Genomic DNA, 21501 nt, shown 5'->3' with positions numbered 1-21501 from the left:
ATGAATTACAAATACCTTTATGAATAATGAGATTGTAATTGAGATAACACTCAAAATCTAGTAGGTTACATATTACAATTTGGACTTTAGTCTCAAAAAGAGCAGAGAAAGATTTTCATCTGGGTTTGTCTTTTTCATGAATAACTCATTTATAATATTACCCATCTCACTGCAATGAAATTAGCTTGAAATTGCTAACCACCAAAACAGTATTTGTAATACTCTGATTCTCAAATAAAATATCTCTATTATTGTTTGGTTCCTTAACACTGACTAGGAAAGAATTTAAGCCAGCCATAAAAGAAGCAATAAGAACAATTTGATTAATCGAAGTTCGCATTCTTTTTGATTTTGTAAAGAATCAATATCGGATTATCAAAGTCACCAACCGTCATCTTTGAAAGTATTGATCCATAGGGGTGATTCTCTAAATTTATATCATGGATTCTTTGATTGAAAATATTAGCTGGGATAATAGAAATAAAATAATTCGCGTTCACATTGTGTCGGCCAATACTCGACACACCTCCCCAAAGTCCATCCATGTCATTATTCAATTCTTTGATATAATAAAGACTGTTATGACTCTTATCAAGAATAGCCATTCTCCCTTGATTGCCTTTAATAAGGCCCAACATCATAAAACTCGGTGAATCCACAATTTGATCACTTAACGAAATAATGTCATTTTCTTTAAATCTTTTAAAAACATCCGCCGCGTCATAAGTAATATCAGGCTCATAGTTAAAGGAACCAGAACTGAAACTGATTGAGATTAACTTGGATAAAGAATCGCCTTTAGTCTCAATAAGTTTATTAGAAAATGTATTCTTAGCGTATAGACCTGCTCCATCATAATTTTGATATAAATAATTCTCTACTACACCATTTACAATGTGGATATCATCTTCCAAATGAATATAAACGGACTTCATTTTATTCAAATCCAAATCATAAAGCACAAGGCTCGTCTTACCGGTTTGATCAAAGGTGAACGCACAAAGAACTCCATTAACATATTGTAAATCTCTAATATTCAGGTTCATTGGTTTCTCCCATAGAAATTCACCCTTCAGTGAATAGACCAATATCTTATTTTGCCCTGAATCCTGAATATAAATTCTTTCGTCATCTTCAACCAATACCACATTATTTGGATGCTTGTACTCACCTGGACCTTTACCTAAACGACGGATTTTAGTTTTTAATTTTCCATGAAAATCATAAAGAAATATTGCTTTGCTCATTTGAGCATCTAAGACCAATAAAATCTCTTTACCTATTATAACACTTGATATCTTACCTATTAGGTTTTCTTTTGTTGTATTTAATGGTACAATAAAGCAAGTGTCAAAAAGCTGTGAGTAATGATAGACTTTCTCATCATCGACATCAAGAATATAATGTTCAGAGTTTACATCTCCATTCATCTCTTTTCGATGAATATCACAGGCGTATAAAAACATGCCTGATATTACTATTAAACAGGTTTTTCTCATATCATGGGCAATCTGATTCATCTTGACAGTATGCACTACTTTCGTCTTCATTGGGTTCGCAATCATCCCAGAAATATGATACTGGTACTGGAGGTACGGTTCTAACTATGCCATTCTTGTCGGTGCTTCTGTGCCAGTACTTCAGCCTCAGTTTTTTGATTATTGGCCTCATAAAGCATGGCCAATAGGTATTTGTGATAAAGCTTGTGGCCACCATGGCGCTTGCTTGCTCAAAGCTCTTAGCAGCTTCTCTGGCCTTTCCCAGTATCTTATTCTACTCATCCAATGTTAGGTAGTTATTTGTATTTTGATTTTCGGCTCTTGATAGCTTGGCCATCATAAACAGCGTGAGGGTAGAAAATGCGGATGTAAATGAAGACTGGTTCAAGATTTATATTGAGTGATTGTGTTAAGTCATAACAAATAACGCTCAAAACTTGACTCCTGAGGCTAAATGATGATCCATAATGGATAAGCCATGGCACATTACGGTGTTAAGTGTAGTACTTTCTAAGTTTAGCTGGTATTAATTACAAATACCTTTATGAATAATGAGATTGTAATTGAGATAACACTCAAAATCTAGTAGGTTACATATTACAATTTGGACTTTAGTCTCAAAAAGAGCAGAGAAAGATTTTCATCTGGGTTTGACTTTTTCATGAATAACTCATTTAGAACATAAGCTCGATCATATGGATGGATTAGAGGACATTGTGTATACAACAAGGACCGGATTGCTAGAGACATCAAAGTTTTCAAATCTTTCTATAACATCCAGTGGAAGATTCTGATCTTGACCTTGCTTAATCAAGTTGAATTTTACTTTTTAAATATCAGGAAACTTGAGTTCATAAAGAAGATACTCTGGCCCTGAGTCACATACATTTATGGTAGTTTGTCCAGCAAATAAGTCATCTACAATTTTTGCCTTTTTTACTTGGCCTGTGAACTTATCCACAAAAACAAATAGCAGCTTGTTTGAGGATTTATAAAAAAAATTAATCATACGGTCAGTTTCCAGGTAGTTCTGAATTCCCCACATCCCGGTATATTCATTGGATGCACTAAATGGGAGTCCCTGGTCATCTAGTTCGCCGCGACCTTGTTTGGCTTGAAGCCTTTCGAGTAAGTCTAAATCAACACTGAATTCGGGTACTATTTCTATCCACTCGGATAAATCATTCCCGTCAAAGCTGTAAATTTTCGAGAAGTAAGAGGGAAAAAAGCGAATTGTATTTTTATACCTCTTAAAACTCCCATTACGGAAGCTTGAAGAAGTATAAATGGCATTCTCTTCGAAAAATGAACGAACAATACCACCGTTTTTATCAATCAAAAGTAATGGGCTAATATTTTGACCAGGCTGGGGGCTTGGTTGAATGAAAAATTGATCGTCTCCAGCGTAACAAAATGATTTTACTTGACAGCCAATTTTAAACTTTACTTCACCGATAAATTGCCCACTAGATAAAAATGAAATTATTTTTTGCTGCAACGCATCTAAAATGAATATCCTCTCGCTTTCAGCATCGAAATCAACATACCATAGCGTACTATACTCACCCGGCCCACTTCCATATTTGCCAATCGTGGTGACATATGATCCTAGTGAATCAAATAGGAATATGTTCTCGGACCTATTGTCAGCTATGAGTATTTTATCATTCATTAACCAGGCCCCTGACAGGTGACTTATTAAGCAGTTTTTGTTCGTTTCGAGTAATACCAATTGAGTTGACTCCACAATATCTGACAAAACGATAGAATCTGATTCTCCCATATTCTTTCTTTCATCAAATACATAGTCAGCGTTACCAGCAGGCAATGCATGTTTTACACAACCTGCTAGCATTACACACATTACAGCAAGAAATAAGATCGATTTCATTCCGTTTATTTATCCTTTTAAGTGGCCACAATTAGGGTTCCTTCCTGCATTAATCTACTCAAACACCTTATCATCCTCTCTTCGTGTTGATGTCCTAAAATCTTTAAATCTTTTGCGTTCACGTTTCCCGACAAGTACTATTCCGAAACCGTCTGAGGTCTGTTTGTTCTACTTGTTATCTAGTTTTTGCTTTATGTTTTCCCTAAGATGATAAATAGTCAAAATTGGATTGCTATCAATCTTAACATTCTGAAAGTAATGGTCAAATACATTTTTTTCATCTTTATATTCCACTCCAGAAGATTCAAAATACTGTCGGGTTCTAATAATATCTTGAGCCATCACCGTTCCTACTAATTTGTTGTGATCCGCAAAAACCATAGGACTGAAAGGGACCCATTCCAAATCATTTCTAAGAGCACCGACTCGCAATTCCCTGGAGACTTTATCGTAAAAACAACTTAGGGTTTCGTAAGCGTCAAAAAATAAAAAATATAGATAATTGGTGTTTTCCACATAGCTATCTAAAACCCTGGAGTGTTTATTCAGTTGCTCTTCCAAATTCATAACATCATATGTCGAATCAGTGAGGTTCATACTCTCCCCTACGAAATCCAGTTGATAACTAATTTCTGAACCTTCAGCTTCGAATGAATGGAGTTTACTATCAAGCGATTGAACCAACCTCAAAGAATTATCCCCTATTTTATGTAAGTTCCAACTCGATTCAAAATAAACTGGTGTACTGAAAGGAAAATCTTTTGATACAATATCCCCATCGAGGTTGGATCTAATGATGTTGTACTTCCCGTGAACTGTTTCAGCATATCCTGTGTAGAAATAAATTTCATCTCGCAATATTTCAATATCAATAGCATGGAAATCAAATTTCAATGACCTCTCAAACCTACCCTTTTCGTTAAAGATTGATAGTTGGTATGAATCAGCGTCATAAACATATATTCTACCTGATTCGTCCAAACAAAAAGTTGTGACCTCAGAGAACTCTCCTGGGCCATTACCAAACTGACCTAATTTGAATAAAAATTCCCCAGTGATATCAAAAACAAAAAGGGCTTGTGCAATTTCTCGATCAAGAACGAAAAATTTATTGTCGTGAACTTTAAGCTTGTCTATGTTTCCTACCATGCTTTCATGGGAAAGCTGCAACTGAACATGCTCAATTGAAAAAACAAAATCAGAGACTAAAAATGATCCGTTCTGAACAAGTGGTATTTTTTGATAAGCATCATTCTCAGTCCTGACATTGCAGGATGAAACTGAAATAATCAACAACAAAAGTGCTGTCTTGAAATTATTAAAAAGATTCATTAGGAAATTAAATTTTATTGTAAATCATATGTCATTAATAGCTTGATAAATTATTCACCTCACCTAATGTTAGGAAGTTATTTTTATTTTTGGCTCTTGATAGCATAGCCATCATAAACAACGTGAGGATGGAAAAGGCAGATGTGAATGAAGGCTGGTTCAAGTTTTATAGTGAGTGCTAGTGTCAGGTCATAACAAATAACGCTCAAAACTTGACTCCTGAGGCTAAATTATGATCCATAATGGATAAGCCATGGCACATTACGGTGTTTGAGGAGGTAGTTTCTAAGTAGCCTGCTGGATGCTTGAATACTGTGGGAATTATGGAATTCTCCAACTCTATGGTACGTGTTTTTCTGGCGTTCCATAAATTACTGAATATCGAAAGTTATCAAAAATGGATTATCCCCTACATCAGTCGGTTTTTCTGTAACATTGACATGTCCTGGCTCCCCAAAATGAACCATTTCCGATGCCTCTACAACGGCATAAAACAACCCACCTTGTGTTATTTGAATAAATTGACATTTGGGTAGCCTCCCTTGATCGATAAAATCATTTATTCGCAACACCTTTCCCGTTTGCTTATTGATGGCCATGTAAATAAGCTCACCTGCGTATTGGACGTCAAATAGGAGATATTGTTCATTTTCTGATATCCCAAGAGGGTGAGAAACCCTACGACCTGATTTTACTGAACGCCACACCGCTGGTATTCCACCATATTCTACTTCTGATTGCTGGAGATTGAAATCACCAAAATCTAAATAGTAAACACTCGTTGCACCATCTTTAGTTAGCTGGTAAATGTGATAATCAAAAGCAGAGAGAAAAAGCGTTCTCTGTTTTACATAGTTTATCGCTTTCCCAAGGGCCTGCGAACCCCGATAAGTATATCCTGGCACAAACCTATTGATCACTTCAAAATTACTATCATATAAAGTATACTCATAATCCTTCTCAAATGTGGATCGGATCAAAACGTCCTGATTTGGTATCCTTTGGAAATCTGTCAATGGAACCCCTGGATAACTTTTCACTTTCAACAAATTGAGGTCCTGGTCGTAAATAAAGAACTTCTTGAGCGTCTGATCATAAATCCATATGTCAGGATCATTTTCTGTCCCTGTATCAAAGGCGTAGGGGTTGATCATTTCCTCTGGACCCTTTCCATATTTTGTTTTGTTCACAAATTTACCCGATAGCGAAAAGGCATAAAGCGCCTTAGAAACTCGTGAATCTAATAGGTAAAACCGATCTCCAGCAAGGCGAACAGTGCTTATTTCTCCAAAAATACTCTGGTCACTAGTCTCAAAATTTACTACATGATTTATCTTGATTTGTGGCAGTGGATTTTTAGTTTTCGCATTGATATCAATTTCTATCTTGCCATCAGGTTCATCATTACACCCAAATTGCATAGCCCCAACCAAAAACAATGAACAAAGACATCTTAAGTAATGTGATTTATTGAAAATTTGACGTTTCATCTTTTTTTATGTAATTAATGATCCTTTTGAAATATGGAGAATTTATAATCTGATCTCCTCCAGCCTTATACACAAATCGTGTGTACAAACTTTTCTCCAACACAAAAAATGAAGCTACGTACCTATCATTTTCAATGGGAATCGGAAAACTCTCAGAATAACTATAGAATGAGCATCGTATCTCTTTTCTCTTGATGAGGCTAATTAGCTTATTTAGGTTGAAAGTAGATATTATGGCAATATTTCGAATACCAACACTATCTTCAAGTTGCTTCACTATATCTAATTCATCCTCAACACATTGGGAGCATGTTTCATCATAGAAGCGATATATCAGCAATTTATCCTCCATAAATATGGAGGATAAATTTTTTGATTCATTCTTAGAATTAATTAATCGCACATCTGGTAATTGTACGTTCTCAGAAAAAAGGTTATAAATAATAGCTCGCTGGTTACTTTTTCTATCCCTTTCGCAATTATTGTAACTATTTCCACATTCAATAACTTCAGTGTTCAATTCATAAATTTGAATTACTAAATAGGTTATTTCCCCAATCAGCATGCAAGTAATCAACCCGAAGAATAAGTATTTAATCTTCATTTGTTATTTCTTCTTATTCCCTGAAGAATTGGTCATAGCACCACAGCAATAAGGCCCGTTACCTTGTCTATCATAACCGTCACCTGATGGTTCACCTCCCTTATCCGAGCATTTGGCGGTCGATGAACAATCTTCACCTTCCGAAGAAGTTTCAGCTAAAACATTCGATATTTCAAGCACCATGGATAATTTTTCGCGAGTTGAAACCTTTGACATTGAAGTGAACTGTACAATGTTTAGGTTGAGAACAGTTAATGATACCATGAACAATAGAATAATTGAATATAGAATTAAACTTATTTTTTTCATAACGTTATTATTAATATATAAAGGATATTATAATCTACTCCCCATCTATCCTTTCAGGGGCAGAAGCGTATAGCTTCTCGTACTATCTATCAATACTCTTTACCTTTGCACCTCCTTTCCTTTTAAAGGGGAGCTCGGAGCGGAAGGCTTTAGAGTTTTGCGGCTCACCTTCCGCTCCTCATTCCCAGATTCTACCATTGATTTACTCAAGATGTCCTGCATGGCTTGCCGTATTTCCGTTATAGCCGTGGACATCACCTTCACTTCTGAAGTGAGGATCTCATTAGCCAGTATTTTGGCCTCAGTTTTTTGATTATTGGCCTCATAAAGCAGCGCCAATAGGTATTTAGGATAAAGCTTGTGTGGCACCATAGCGCTGGCTTGCTCATAGCACTTTGCAGCTTCTCCAGCCTTTCCCAGCGCTTTATTCACCTCACCCAATGTTATATACCAGAAATCGTCTTTGTAGAATTCTCCGGATTGATCTAGTACCGCTAGTGCCTGGTCATAGTTTCCTGCCATTTGCAGGCACTTGCCGTATTGCTGCATGAATAGCCCATTCGTGTGAAGTACCTCCCTGGCTTCTTCAAAACTTTCATTGGCCGCTTCGTAGGCCTTGATCTGGTACAGAGATTTTGCTTCATCCCACAGCCAATAGGCTTCATCGAGCTTAGGAGCCTGAAGAAGCCCAAACGCTGAAAACCCTACCAACACCAGAGCCATTATAGGATTAAGGACAGGCAACAATTTTGTGCCTTTACTTATCCGCCTGGACTTCAGGTTTGCAGCGATCACGGCCAGAGCAAAAAAGAATAGCAACACGATGGCCGGAGAATGAAAGGGATAGGAAAACAACCCAAAACTAAAAACACCAATTACTGACCCCCTGGCAGCCAGGACTATTTGGTTCTGAATTTTTGACGGATCAGTTTTAAGAGGATATGTAAGCGCAATAACCACAACAGCCAGAAAGCAAAGCATCCCCGGAAAACCCAGCTCCACCCCCAGTTGTAGTGCTTCGTTGAACGCCCAGGGCACATTGCCCGCCAGCATTTGTTCGGCAGGTGTGTCGGATCCGCCGGCAAAATAGGCGGCTAGTGCCGGGGCATAATGAGCCTGAAATGTATCGAAGCCTGTTCCAATTACTGGATGCTCCAGTAGAATACTTTTACTCACTTTCCAGATCAACAATCGCCCATCAGCACTGTCTTCTTTGAAGCGATACAGTCCGTAGCTCCCCATGCCCCCTACCACTACCAATCCTAGCATAAGTGCAGCTACAAGTACTTTACGCTTCTGATATAAAGCTTGTAAGCGAGCCATTAGGTCATAATACTGTAGTGCAAAATAGGTCAGTACGCACGCGGCGGCTATCCAGGCTGCTCTGCTTTGAGTGGCCGGCAAGATGGCCAATATCAGCAGGGACCCAAGTAAACCTAACCAGGACAGTGTCTTCCACGCTGTGGTGGATACCGGGCAATTAGCTACTAACAGCGCATAAGGTAAACAAGCCACCAAAAATCCGGCATAGGGTCCCGGATTAAAAAATGTGCCCGTAACCCGATAAATCCCATGATATATGGGGTAACGATCTAGAATTTGGAGTTGCCCTAGAATGACTTCTGTACCTCCAAGCAGTACGATGACCACTACTGGTATCCAGAGTGGGTTAAAAGTTGATTGGTTAGTATTCGCTAAAAGAGCAGTCTTAACGATCCAAAAAAAGGTAAAACTAACGGAGAAATAAAGGAATTTTTCACTGTGCCAAATACCTCCTGGTCTACCCACTATTAGAAGCCACCCCATGAAAAGCAGCAGCAGCGCGCTGAGTACATCAAAGGCTGAACTTCTACTCCAGACCAACAAAGGAAGGGCTACCACTACCAGCACCGGTAGTGTATATAGCAGGTACAACCACTTACCCGAGCGGGTAGGATCATATAAGTCTGAAGATACCATCAGCACACAGCATAGGCATAGGGCCATTGCCGCAAACAGACAGCATTGATAGGTTAGGCGGTTCATTAGCTAGGTTCTTTAAACAAACAGTGCGTTAACACTTTATCAAAAGCTGACGATAACAAATAGCGTTGATTATGAATTTTTAAGGTATAAATTATGGATCATCTTATATCACTTATGTCCCTTTTAGGTGTATAGCATAAAATGGCACCTCTTTTTTAAGAAGAAATTTGTCACTGTTCTTGGTTTTAAAAAGAATTGAATCAAGTGTAACGCCTTATAGTTCATTAACTAACTTCTTCCCACTCCAGTCTTCAGCATAGAGGTGCTACATACGAACATGGATCAATTATAATTGTCAAAACCAAGCCACCGCTGCTTTCCGGAAGCACTTACTGTAAAAACATGTTCTTCTTTCCCTCGAGAGTGATTCTTTAACCAAAACAATGTATTGGAAGGCACCTGATAATACAATACGGTGTCCTGTGCCCTCTGTCTATCCCAAGATACCCATTGCCCCTGGTGTGAATTCATGTCTACGTCCCAATAAAACAATTCATAATCGTCTTGCTTTACAATGTGATTCTCGTCATTTCGAACCATATATTCTATAATAGGAATGGGTTGAGGCGATCGTAGTTCCAACCCTTGGGTAATCCATGCACTATGTGGTAGTTTTTCATTCTTTGGATTGATCACGCTCCCTTTGATTTTTTGATTCGCAGAATTTTTATAGGCTACAAACTGAAAAAGGTGTGGCTCGCTAGTCTGTGTATAAAATCGCATGTATTTATACACGTTCTGGTTATTTGTTTCGATTCGCTGGGGGTGTGTGGAACGACACGACTCGATTTTATGTAGCACGGTATAGTTTCTAAAATCAGGGAAATTGGAAGCTTGAAACTCTCCCCCTTCGATATTTTTAAACCATTGCAAGTCGGCCCGATACCTGGGCACCGTAAGACCATACTTGCGTAGCACGGTGAGGGAGTCTTTTTGCCTTAGGTTTACCCGAAAGTGCTCCACACGGCCATCAGCGTTTATAAAAAATGGGAAATTAACCGCTACCATCCCTGAGCTAGTGAGAATTCCTGGTAGGTACAGTACGTTAGGCCCGAGATCTGAAAATTTAAACTGGCTTCCATTCCACTCCCCAATGTCTACGGGCTCCCACTCTTTATGAAAATTGAATACACTCACAACCGGCACAAAGCTATTGCTCCAATCGCACCAGGGGTTATCTACTTGCACGTCATAGGTTTTAGTGTACTCATGGGTAACGTCTATACTATGAGGATACAATTCCCTATCTGACTCGGAGGAGTATTTTTTGCGGTAAACTTTTGGCACACTTTCATTCAGAGAACTGTAAAAGGACCTCAACCCCGTCTCATAGTTGGCTCCTGAGATATTAAAAGCACGTTCTTGCCCTCCATAAGCAACGGAAAACCATGAATGACCATTGGAAGCACTATTTCCCCATTGGGGTATAGACTCTCGGGAGGCTACGAGCCCAACAGACCTCAAAATGGACACGAGCAAATTGACTCCATCGTCGCATAAACCAAACTTTGACCGGATGCTTTGTGATGCACTTAGTGGAATGGGATAAATCTGACTGACTTCCGTAGCCACTTGAAAATTTACCGCTTTCATGAGCTGAAGCACAGTGCTGTCCAATGACACTCCATTTTCCAGGGAGTCCACCACCCAACCATAAGTTTTTCTAAACACTTTTCGTGTTTCTATTTCAATAGGCTCATTGTTACACTTATAGGGTAAAATAAACTCGCAAAAGTCGTCAAAATCGGCACGTTTGGATACGTGGATGTTCATCCATGCGTCATAGGCTTCATCTATATTTTGGATCAAATCTTCGGCACGCAATACTTGTACATCCTTACGACGAACCGTTCTAAAGCCAGTACCCAGTTGCTTAACACGCTGATCAAGCATCGCTTTATAGACGTGCTTCCTGTCCTGATCATTGTCATATGTAGATGCACTGTCAAAAACCGATTCTAGCTCATTTAAAAGCTGATATGACTCATGCTCAGCCATATTTTCAAGGAGAAAGAGAGCAGCTCTGAATTTTTCTGACAACACCCCCTCTTTTCTATAATGAATCAACACCTCCTCTAGCTCTTGGCGGTTGGCCCCTGCAAGTGCCAGTGTCTGCTTCAGGCGAGGAGAAAAAAGCTCCGCCCAGTATACGATATGGCTACAACCGGATAAAATGATCAATGAGAAAATAAGGCTCAGATTGAATGGCGTTACTCGTACCCTTGATAAGTTATTGGTTTTCATAGTTAGGTGATGTGCGTTCTATAGGCCGTGTTTTGTCAGCAGACTTTAGTTTTTCATTACAGATATGGTGAACCTGCGTACGTAACAAATAACGCTTAAAACATGACTTTTTGGGTTAAACCATGATCCAGAATGGATAAGGTATGGCACATTACGGTGTTTGGGAGTAATTTCCATCCGCCTTTAGTTTTTTTCATCTTTCACCTTAAAATTGTATACCATCAATACCGGATTGTTTTGATGGGTATAGTGATCAAGTATCTTCCTGTTCTCCTTATTTAATCGAATGGAGCCATCATTGACTTTCTCAAAAAAGGGGTCAACACTAAACCGACTGGAATTAATCCTCCTTCCAAACAGGTATGAAACCATTCCCTTTTCGCTTATAGACAGAAACTTTCCTGCTGAATAACCACCTGTCATGTCATCGATTAGGCGATTCGTAACGATTGGATCATTTGCTGACTTGGCATAAAAGACACTATGGTCATTCCCTTTGGATAAGTATTTGAAGTAAATCCATTCGTCATTTTCAAGGTAATTATGAATACCCCATACACCTGGAATAGACCGGAAGCCCGTAGATGGGTCTGTAGGGTCATAAGTATGTTTTAACGTTTCGCCCAGGATCGTCCGCTTAGGTACGGTGGCAGATTTGAGATGAACGTATTTGGTCATGCGCTTATCTTCTAATGAATAAACATAATTGGAGAACTCGGTGTAGCATCGCAACCCATTTTGATAGTTAAAAAACGGGGATGACGAGTCCAATCCAAGTTTGGAAAACACGGATACATCTGTCAAATAAGATTGATCAGGACGTCCACGATCATCAATGTGCATCACCAGGGCATTGCCAGACTGATTAGGGTGGTTCGGTACATTGTGAACGTAGAGGTTACTGTGCTCTACCCCTACTGACAGTACCATATCGCATTTTCTCGGCACAATTTCTTCGATGTACTCACCTCGGTAATTATACCTGACAATTTTGGATAGCATACGATCGACAATAAGTACGGTATGGGTTTGGACATCTACTGTAAATGAAGAGGGCTTTAAGTACTCCCCTTTTCCTCTTCCTACTTTTCCGACCTTTCTCAGAAATTTCCCATTCGATGCAAAAAGTAAAACGGACCTGGCGTAAGCATCGTCCAAAATGAAAAAAGTATCATTAACCACTTCGATCTGGGAAATTTTCCCCAACTGGCTCATTTCACTTGTTTCAAGCTGAATGAACTCAACATCTTCAAACAGTGATGAATACCGTACGGTATTTTCCGTAGGAAGGCTATCTACATCTACAGTAATGAGTGCTACGTCCTTGTCGCCAGCAATAGCAGGCTTTTCAGCAGCTGGTAATTGACAGGAACATATCACCAATGTCATTAAAACATACACAATACCTAAGCCCTTACCACGTGAATAAAGCGTCACCTTTTCTTGTATTATAGCTTTGTGATGTTTCACCAACCTGTACAAGCCGCTATTCGACATCACATGTTTTATAGTTGTCATTGCTTACCAAATAACGCTCAAAACACAACAATTGACGCTAAACCATGATCCAGAATGGATAAGGTATGGCACATTACGGTATTTGAGGAAGTAGTTTCTATGTTTAGCCAGGATGCATTAATAAGGGGGCTCTTGTGTTTATGCAACTCTAACGAGACTTTACGAATCAGTAGTTTTGCTCAACGAGACCTAATTGGAAAGCAAAGAGCGTTAATCAGCTCACTCTTTAAACTTGAAAAATGTCAATACGGGTTCACTGTTCATATCAATTTCATCAAGGCCTTGTTGTGAAAGTAAATCCTCGAAACCTCCCACCTTTTCTGGGAAGTATTTATTTAAGTAGTCTCTGTAAAATTGAATGGATTCATAGATCGAAACACCATCGTTCACCATTACAAAATAGCCTTCATATGCACCCACAATTTTGCCAGTCGTCCAGTTAAAGAATAAATTATCCAGCAAGAAAGTTGATTTAAACATATCTGGCACACCTGGTTTGAGTCCCTTCCATAGCCGATACCGATTAGTCCCTTTTCCTATTTCGAAGTAGATAGATTGATCTGTTTTGTAGGAGCAACCTGAGAGAAAGTAATATTTATTGAGACTGACTGGATCTTTTGAAGGGCTAATAATCTGATCTTTAGGTAATGATTCTTTACCAAAATCCAGGCCGTAAATAGTACTAATACCAACTGGTTCATCTTTAGAAGGAATGGAAAATTCATAAACAGACGCGCTAAATTGATCTGTAAATAAAATGGCATCAGAGCCATCACTTGAAAAATACGACCTGGCCAAATAGGTAGATTTTTGTTCTCTTTCGGAGTAAGGCATCCAACTTGATCGTATTCCTTCAACTCCTATTTCTATTTCGTTAATTGCATAGTAAGTCTCCTTGTGACCCCTGCTCGAATACCCGTCAAATACCATCATTCTGCCACCGTTGAAAAAAGCCATATCCACCAAGGCAAATTTGAATTTAAAACTCCCAACGTACTCCCCATTAGCAGTGTATTTCACTAAATTGTAACGCCTGTCGTATATCAGCAATTCATCTGTTTTGGTGTCAACAGTGAAGGCTTGTATGCCATTAAACTCTCCCGGCCCATCACCATGGTTATCAACCCTGAAAAGTTCCTTTCCTTTAAGGTCATACACTGTCACCAAACCTCGGTTCTCATCCTCAACATAAATCTTGTGGTTTCGCACTATGACTTTTCCAACTACGGAAGTGTAGTTTAGGCCTTGTAATGGGACATAGTAGAAGTCTTCAATCAGCTTTGTCAGAGAAATATCCTTTCCTGATTCGGTTACGTTAATATCTACCCTCCTTACATCTTCTATTTTACCCCCATCGTTAATCGGATTGCATTGACTACAAGCTAATGTGATAGCCCAACAAATCATGAGTCTTGAAGAGTACATAGTTCTTATATTCTATTACTAACAGGTGAAAGGCAGTAGGTCAGAGCCATGGCTATTACCGTATTTTCATTAACAATAGGATAGGATTGTCAAATTCATTTACCGTTAAATTCAGAACCTTCTGTTTCATTGGTGTAATCTCGTTATCTGTCAGTACCTCTTTGTATGCTTTTTGATATTTGATTATAATACCGGCTGGAACAACCGCTATAAATGAATTATCACTGAGTTGATGAAGAAAAACCTCCAATGCTAATTCTTCTATGAAAAATGAATAGATAGAATTAGCAATACATTTACGGTTATGCTTGTCATAAAGTGAAAATCTTCTAAATCCCCTTTTTTGTCCTTTTATGATCTCTGAAAACTCCAGGAAGAGGTATTTATCTGTTTCCATTACCTTATTTAAGGAAGTACGATTTTGGTGTAGTGATTCGGTCAGTAAATTCTCAAGCCTACTTTCGTAACTACTTTTACTGAATTCATATTGAATATTATATTTTGGCGTTGGACCATTTTCTGTTAATAGGTAGACAACTGAATTAAACGGTTCAAAGAAATGGACTTTGTTCTGATAGGTATAAAAGTTAAACATTGAACTGGTAGGAAAAACAGTTCGGTCTTTAATGTAAGGATAAGGAAAGCTCATGTACTCAACCTTGTTCTTATTTAAGAAAAACAACCTGTAGAGGGTATCTTCTGGAGCATTCATATCAAACCTAAAATTGTTATATAGAAAACTCAATTCCTTCCCAGCTGGGTAAATGGCATCAAGACTAAAATTGTCAAAAACCAGCCTGCTTTCTTCTAATGCTTCACCGGACGCAACGTCATATTGAATAAGTTTCCTACTAACATCCATCAAATCCATTGTATTAGACCATTGATTGTAGAAGAGCGACCTTATTTGTGTATACTCCATAATCCCTTTGCCTAATCGCCCTATCTTCCTTTCATAAGACCCGGAATTTTTAAATTTGAGAATGCGCTCTAACTGTCCGTCATAAATAATGTAAGAAGAGTCTGCAAAGAAGATCTTATCTACTCCCCCAATCAACGACTCATCAGTTGTTTCTAAAGCGATGAACTCGATTGAATTAGGTTCAAGAATGCTGTCAAGCGAAATTATTTTATTTGTCACTAAATCAATATTTACAATTTCAGTGCTTTCATCAACCTCATTTTGAGTTTCTGAGGATGTGTATTGCGAGCAACCCAGACACAAGAGTAGGAAGCCCATTTTGACGTTTTTCAGATAGGTCATTTGCTGATCTTGCAGAAGATTTGATGTTTCTTTTTTAGCACTGCCGACAGTAATTAAAACTACACTCCATCACATTAACCTCATCTAATATTATACATCATCAATCGTTTTGTTTAACCAGTCCTGACACCATCGCTCCATTAAGGTGAAAATGAGGTAATTAAAAAAGGCAGATGTTACATAAGACTGGTTCATGTTTCATAATGTGATAAGTGCCAGGTAAAACCAAATAACGCTCAAAACACAACGATTGACGCTAAACCATGATCCAGAATGGATAAGTCATGGCACATTGCGGTGTTTGACAGAAATTTCTTTCTACCAGCCCCAGGCATAGCCTATTCATTCTTTCTTCGGCATGTACACCGAGGAGTAGCTAGTTGATAAGACCTATGTACATTTTCATCAGTTTTCAGTCTATTATTTGGATTTACCCCCGTTTTGAATCATAATTTATAGCTACTGAGCCACCATTAACAGTATAACTTACGTTTTTTCGCTACCATTGTGATATAACAATCATCCTGCGATGGTAAGATTGGTTCCCAACCCAAAATTGATGATTCCTGTATGAAAACCACTTTTTCTGTAGCTGTTAGTTATACATTGGTTTTATTGGCACTCATTGCCATTCCTCTCGGCGATTGGCAGACCTCTCCAATAGCTGCATTTCTAGGCAACTTCCATCCACTGGTACTCCACCTGCCCATCGGGGCGCTGCTGGCCTTGTTTACCCTGGAGGTAGTCAATCTGCTGGCTCCCAAACTGGCCCTCGACAATGCCGCCAAAGTCTTGCTATGGTTTTCTGCTGCCAGTCTCTTGCCTGCCGTGCTGTTTGGTTTTTTTCTCGCTGCTGGAGGTGGCTACCGTGAGGAGCTCCTCACCTTCCACCAATGGCTCGGCTGGAGCACGGCATTGCTGTGCATATGGCTGTTGGTTTTGCGCCAGTGGGCACATCAGCGGGGAGGCACATTCGTGCGAATCTACCAGTTCACCCTCTTAGTCAACGTAGCTACACTCAGTGCAGCAGGACATTTTGGAGGCTCGCTCACCCATGGCCCCAACTACCTCACCAAAGACATGCCCGTGGCATTGAAAAAACTAGTGGGCATGCCAGTAGCTGCTTCCAAACCGGCTACCACATCTACCGTAGCTCAGCAGGTATCGGCCCCTACTGAAGAAGCCGTACAATTTCTGGAGCACATTTACCCGGTGTTGGAGCAGCGGTGCTTTGAGTGTCACAACGCCAACAAGCAAAAAGGAGACCTGAGACTAGACACAATCACGGGTTTTTGGGCCACAGCTAAGGCTCAGGACCTGTGGGACGATATTCTGTACGAGGTAACCGAGCGAAACATGCCTCCAGAGGAAAAAGCCCCCCTCTCTGATCAGGACTATCAGCTGCTTACCAGCTGGATTGACGAATCGCTCAAAGCAGCAGCACCGCCCAAAAATACCCAAGCACAGGTAAAGCTAGCCAGTCTAAATACCTCTCCGCCCCCGGCGCCACGAGAGGAACCGAAAGCACCTCCCTATTACCTACAAAACATTCAGCCCATCTTTGAGCAATACTGCTATGGATGCCACGGGCCCGACCGGCAAAAGGGTGGCGTGCGTCTAGATGTGTTGGACGCTGACTTCATCAATGGTGCAGATGCCCAAAGGTGGCATGCCGCACTAGATGAGATCAATGCAGGCAACATGCCTCCAAAGAAAAAGCCTCAGCTTTCAGCGGAAGAGCTGGAGCTGGTGTCGTCCTGGATCACTGCTTCCCTCAAAGAGGCCGCCAAAGCTCATAAAGGCAAGCAGCAGGTCAAAGCACGCAGGCTCACTAAGGTGCAATACACCAACACCCTCAATGAGCTACTAAAACTGCCAATCAACTTCGGAGACGTACTGCCCGATGATGCCAAGTCTAAATCAGGTTTTACCAACAATGCCGAAGCACTTCAGGTATCACAACTCCACATCGAGTATTACCAAAAAATTGCGCGGGAAGCGCTGGATAAGGCTATCGTGTCCGGCCCAAAGCCTCAGCCCATACGGTATAAGATCACTTTTGGTGAAGGTATCGGCCAGGGCCTGCCTGCTGCGGAGTTTAAAGGCTACCAAACAGCAGCCATCAGTGGAGACCATTTTCGCATCGACATCCTGGATGCTAATGGTCAGGAAATTATAGGTACCACCGAGGAGGAGCGAGACTCGCTACGTCAGGTAAAAGAACTTATAGGGGTAGGAATGCGTGGGTCCTCCAGTGACCGCTACGGCATCACCGACCAGGGACTGATCCTCTATTCGGCCATCCCGCACAAAGAACAACCCCCACGCTCCTGGCAAGGCCCCTCTCCCAACATGAAGGTGCTGATCAAAAATAACTACCCGCAAAGTGGAAGCTTTGTCTTTCGGGTGGAAGCCTCCAAGGGCACCACGCTTCCGCTAAAAGAGGGCATCTATGCACTCAGAGAGGAAGCTCCGGCAGCACCTACCGCCGATCAGATCGAATTGCCTGCCACCGCCTTTGGTCAGCTAAAAAATCTGGAGCTCCGCGCCGATGGCAAGCTGATCCCTAAAGAAACGGATGCTGAAGCCAGCGCCAAAGGTGTACTGAAGGTCAGCAAAGCAGGGATCTACCAGATCGATATGGTTCACCCTTACGTCTCGCAGGAGAACATGCCCTCTTTTCGTCTGCGGATTGGTAAATTTCGCCGGCTACAGGAGCGCCTCAGGTTTGAGCCTGTGCATGCCACCTCTGACAGCCTCATTACGCCCATTACGCTGGCATACCTTAAGCCGGGCACCTACGACCTCAACATCGGAGGGAAGTTTTTTGTGGGCTTCAAAAGCCTGCTGGTCACTCCTCTGGCCGATGACCACCCCATCTCACGCTCCCTCTTTGAGGAAGCTGCTACCAATACGGAAAAATATGCCGGAGAAACTCCAGCCATCCGGGTGTATGCCGGTAGTAGAACAGACGATGGCATGGACTACAGTAATTTTGGAGAAGTGGTAGCAGTCACTTCGCCACTGGGCGAATACCAGACCTTTGAATTTAGCGGACAGTTGGAAAACCTGCCTATTCCGGACTTTGACATCAACGACAACAACCCCTTGTCCAACACCATGAACGTGGGACTTTGGAACAACTACTTTGTCACAAGCAAGACCGAAACGGGCCCTCCTCTGCTCATCCGATCTGTGGAGCTGGAAGCTCCCTATCATCCTCAGTGGCCACCAGAAAGCCATACCACCATCTTTTTCGAGTCGCCAAATCAGGACAACCCTGAAATCTATACGGCTGAGGTACTGCTGGCCTTTATGGAAAAGGGCTTCCGAAGACCTGTGAGCATGGACGAGCTCAATCGCTACCTGGAGTTTTGGAAAGAAATCAAAGACGACTACACCTCCTACGAGCAAAGTGTGAAAGAAGTACTGGTGGCCGTGCTCTGCTCACCTAGCTTTCTCTACATCCTGGAAGACACACCCGCTAAAGCCTACGGCAATGAGGATCAATACGTGCTGGCCTCCAAGCTCTCGTATTTCCTCTGGAATGCACCTCCAGATCAGGAGCTACTAGACCTGGCAAGGCTAGGCCTGCTAAAAGATCAATTGCCGGCCCAAATCCAGCGGATGACACAAGACCCGCGCGTCATGCGGATGGTGGAAGCCTTTGCCTACGACTGGTTACGCATCGATCGGCTAAAAACCATGAACACCAGCGTGAAGTACTACCCGGATTTTACGCATTTTGTGAAAGAAGACATGGAAAAGGAGACGTATTATTTCCTCCATCGCCTATTGCAGGAAAACCTAAGCGTACTCAATATCATCGACTCGGACTTTGCCATGCTCAACCAAAACCTGGCAGAGTTTTATGGAATTGATGGTGTGGTAGGCAGTCATTTTCGGCCAGTAGCCATACCCCCTGCGGCCAATAGAGGCGGACTGCTATCGCAGGGAGCTTTCCTCACAGGGCATTCTGATGGAGTGCAGGCACACCCCATCAAGCGTGCTGTATGGCTCAAAGAGAAAATATTGGGTGACCCGCCACCACCGCCACCACCCAATGTACCCGAACTTGACCCTGAAACGCCGGGCTTTGAACACCTGACACTCAAAGAACAGCTGGAGCTGCACCGAAACAAGCCTTCGTGTGTGAGCTGTCACCTAAAAATTGACCCGTATGGAGTGGTTTTTGAAAACTACGATGCGGTGGGCAGGTACCAGCAAACTGCAAAAGATAAGCCCATAGATGCCGTATCTATTTTGCCGGATGGCACCAAGATAGAAGGCGTACAGGGGATAAAGGACTACATCCGCAACTATAAAAGAGACCAGTTTGCACATGCCTTTGTGGAGCATCTATACACCTATGCGCTCGGACGCGAAGTGGGCTTTGCCGACGATGAAGCCCTGGAAGCAATCGTAGCGCAGCTCAAAGGAGGTGACTACAAAATCCATAGCGCCATAGAAGCCATTGTACTCAGCGAATCATTTACCCATCAAGTGAACTAAAACAACGAAACCATGAAAAGAAAATCCTGGCACCTCGATCGACGAACATTTCTGAAAGGCATGGGAGCAGTATGTATGCTGCCCTACCTGGAAAGTATGGGTATGGACAAGCTCTCACGGTTTGCCACTGGCCAGGCGCCTAAACGCCTGTGCTTTTTGTATTTCCCGAATGGGGTAAGCATCGTGGGAGATGACAACCCTGCTGCAAGAGATTGGAACTGGTTTCCGCACACAGAAGGACGAGATTATACGCTCAATAAGTCCCTAAAACCTCTGGAACCATTTCGTGACGATTTTTCCATACTTGGTGGACTGAGCCATCCACTCAGCCGTCAGGTACTAGGGCATATCGCAGGAGATACCTGGCTCACGGCCGGTGACCTGCGAGGCAGCGCCTACCTCAACAACATATCCGTGGATCAGGTAGCGGCACGTCATCTTAGCAAATACACGCGAATACCGTTTTTGAGCCTGTCTACCGATGGTGGTGTAGGCTATAAGTCCCGAGCCTCCACCCTGTCCTATGACTCGCGTGGTGTGGCCATTCCTTCGGAGCATCGCCAGCGAGAGATCTTTGAGCGCTACTTTTCGCCAAATGGCGGGGGCACAACGGCTGAGCGCCGAAAAAGCCTGCAAAAAGGCAAGAAGATTGTAGACCTGGTACTGGAAGACAGCAAGAGCCTCAAAAACAAGCTAGGCTACAATGACCGGTCAAAGCTCGACGAGTACATGACGTCTCTCAACCGCGTGGAAGAGCAGGTCATACGCAATGAAAAGTGGCTGGATGTACCACTGAAAGAATTTGATGCGTCTAAGCTTAACTTAAATCCCGATGCTAGTGTGGATCCGGAAGCCTACCTGCGGTCTACCATAGACCTGATGGTGCTGGGCTTTCAGCTAGACCTCACACGGGTGATGACCTTTATGATGGCTCGCGAAGACGGCATGGGACTGGGGGACAACTTCCCAAAACTGGCCCTGAACCTGAGCGGACACCACAGCATTTCGCATGACAAAACCACCGGCCACTCTGAACGCTGGGGACAATATGACCAGTGGTTAACGAGACAGTTTGCCTACTTCCTGGAGCAAATGAAAAACACCCAGGATGAACATGGCTCGTTGCTAGACAATACCATTGTGCTGTACGGCAGTGCGTGCAGCTCTACACATAATGCCAACAATTGCCCGCTAGTGCTGGCAGGGGGAAAAAACATGGGCCTCAAGCATGGTAGCTACACCACATTTGATCCAGATCATGTGTACCTGTCCAACCTGTTTGTGAGCATGCTCAACACCGTAGGGCTGCCTACCACCAGTTTTGCCGACAGCACAGGCCCACTACCAGCGATTTTTCCTTCATAACCTATCAACAACAATTCATCTAT

General features: G+C 41.8%; 13 protein-coding genes. 2 read left to right on the top strand and 11 right to left on the bottom strand.

What is annotated here, in order from left to right; translation table 11 throughout:
- Positions 1-323: 323 nt before the first annotated feature.
- The 11 genes from C7460_RS12060 to C7460_RS12015 form a co-directional block, all read right to left on the bottom strand.
- Positions 324-1550 carry a 6-bladed beta-propeller gene (locus tag C7460_RS12060; RefSeq protein ID WP_170147989.1) on the bottom strand — a complete coding sequence of 409 codons (1227 nt, stop codon included), beginning with the start codon at positions 1548-1550 and terminating at the stop codon, positions 324-326.
- Between the two features lie 778 nt (positions 1551-2328).
- Positions 2329-3390, bottom strand: a complete 1062-nt coding sequence (locus tag C7460_RS12055; RefSeq protein ID WP_115868358.1) for a 6-bladed beta-propeller — start codon at positions 3388-3390, stop codon at positions 2329-2331.
- 168 nt (positions 3391-3558) lie between these two features.
- Positions 3559-4722 carry a 6-bladed beta-propeller gene (locus tag C7460_RS12050; RefSeq protein ID WP_115868357.1) on the bottom strand — a complete coding sequence of 388 codons (1164 nt, stop codon included), beginning with the start codon at positions 4720-4722 and terminating at the stop codon, positions 3559-3561.
- A gap of 371 nt (positions 4723-5093) precedes the next feature.
- Entirely contained in the window at positions 5094-6212 is a 1119-nt protein-coding gene (locus tag C7460_RS12045) for a 6-bladed beta-propeller (protein ID WP_115868356.1), read from the bottom strand.
- A complete protein-coding gene (locus C7460_RS24065) occupies positions 6190-6816 on the bottom strand; it encodes a hypothetical protein (protein ID WP_115868355.1) in 627 nt (208 codons plus the stop codon). The genes C7460_RS12045 and C7460_RS24065 overlap by 23 nt, the downstream gene beginning before the upstream one ends.
- Before the next feature lie 3 nt (positions 6817-6819).
- Positions 6820-7125, bottom strand: a complete 306-nt coding sequence (locus C7460_RS23500; protein WP_147302933.1) for a hypothetical protein — start codon at positions 7123-7125, stop codon at positions 6820-6822.
- Positions 7126-7224: 99 nt separating this feature from the next.
- Complete coding sequence (locus C7460_RS12035; protein WP_115868354.1) at positions 7225-9150, bottom strand: O-antigen ligase family protein; 1926 nt, start codon at positions 9148-9150, stop codon at positions 7225-7227.
- 282 nt (positions 9151-9432) lie between these two features.
- Positions 9433-11394 (bottom strand): hypothetical protein, encoded by a 1962-nt coding sequence (locus C7460_RS12030; RefSeq protein WP_147302932.1) that lies wholly within the window; start codon positions 11392-11394, stop codon positions 9433-9435.
- 183 nt (positions 11395-11577) lie between these two features.
- Complete coding sequence (locus C7460_RS12025; protein ID WP_115868352.1) at positions 11578-12912, bottom strand: 6-bladed beta-propeller; 1335 nt, start codon at positions 12910-12912, stop codon at positions 11578-11580.
- 219 nt (positions 12913-13131) lie between these two features.
- Positions 13132-14337, bottom strand: a complete 1206-nt coding sequence (locus tag C7460_RS12020; RefSeq protein WP_115868351.1) for a 6-bladed beta-propeller — start codon at positions 14335-14337, stop codon at positions 13132-13134.
- Between the two features lie 55 nt (positions 14338-14392).
- Positions 14393-15601, bottom strand: a complete 1209-nt coding sequence (locus C7460_RS12015) for a 6-bladed beta-propeller (protein WP_115868350.1) — start codon at positions 15599-15601, stop codon at positions 14393-14395.
- Positions 15602-16171: 570 nt separating this feature from the next.
- Here C7460_RS12015 and C7460_RS12010 point away from each other — a divergent pair.
- Positions 16172-20113, top strand: coding sequence for a DUF1592 domain-containing protein (locus tag C7460_RS12010; protein WP_115868349.1), 3942 nt, complete (start codon positions 16172-16174; stop codon positions 20111-20113).
- A 12-nt stretch (positions 20114-20125) separates the two neighbouring features.
- Positions 20126-21478 carry a DUF1552 domain-containing protein gene (locus C7460_RS12005; protein ID WP_115868348.1) on the top strand — a complete coding sequence of 451 codons (1353 nt, stop codon included), beginning with the start codon at positions 20126-20128 and terminating at the stop codon, positions 21476-21478.
- The last annotated feature ends 23 nt before the right edge of the window (positions 21479-21501 follow it).

The organism is Marinoscillum furvescens DSM 4134, assembly GCF_003386095.1.
Lineage (GTDB): Bacteria > Bacteroidota > Bacteroidia > Cytophagales > Cyclobacteriaceae > Marinoscillum > Marinoscillum furvescens.
This window is presented reverse-complemented; position numbering and strand designations above follow the sequence as displayed.

Excerpts from the sequence above, each read along its gene's own strand:
- C7460_RS12060 (WP_170147989.1), bottom strand. The coding sequence starts at position 1,550 with ATGAAGACGAAAGTAGTGCATACTGTCAAGATGAATCAGATTGCCCAT.
- C7460_RS12055 (WP_115868358.1), bottom strand. The coding sequence starts at position 3,390 with ATGAAATCGATCTTATTTCTTGCTGTAATGTGTGTAATGCTAGCAGGT.
- C7460_RS12050 (WP_115868357.1), bottom strand. The coding sequence starts at position 4,722 with ATGAATCTTTTTAATAATTTCAAGACAGCACTTTTGTTGTTGATTATT.
- C7460_RS12045 (WP_115868356.1), bottom strand. The coding sequence starts at position 6,212 with ATGAAACGTCAAATTTTCAATAAATCACATTACTTAAGATGTCTTTGT.
- C7460_RS24065 (WP_115868355.1), bottom strand. The coding sequence starts at position 6,816 with ATGAAGATTAAATACTTATTCTTCGGGTTGATTACTTGCATGCTGATT.
- C7460_RS23500 (WP_147302933.1), bottom strand. The coding sequence starts at position 7,125 with ATGAAAAAAATAAGTTTAATTCTATATTCAATTATTCTATTGTTCATG.
- C7460_RS12035 (WP_115868354.1), bottom strand. The coding sequence starts at position 9,150 with ATGAACCGCCTAACCTATCAATGCTGTCTGTTTGCGGCAATGGCCCTA.
- C7460_RS12030 (WP_147302932.1), bottom strand. The coding sequence starts at position 11,394 with ATGAAAACCAATAACTTATCAAGGGTACGAGTAACGCCATTCAATCTG.
- C7460_RS12025 (WP_115868352.1), bottom strand. The coding sequence starts at position 12,912 with ATGACAACTATAAAACATGTGATGTCGAATAGCGGCTTGTACAGGTTG.
- C7460_RS12020 (WP_115868351.1), bottom strand. The coding sequence starts at position 14,337 with ATGTACTCTTCAAGACTCATGATTTGTTGGGCTATCACATTAGCTTGT.
- C7460_RS12015 (WP_115868350.1), bottom strand. The coding sequence starts at position 15,601 with ATGACCTATCTGAAAAACGTCAAAATGGGCTTCCTACTCTTGTGTCTG.
- C7460_RS12010 (WP_115868349.1), top strand. The coding sequence starts at position 16,172 with ATGAAAACCACTTTTTCTGTAGCTGTTAGTTATACATTGGTTTTATTG.
- C7460_RS12005 (WP_115868348.1), top strand. The coding sequence starts at position 20,126 with ATGAAAAGAAAATCCTGGCACCTCGATCGACGAACATTTCTGAAAGGC.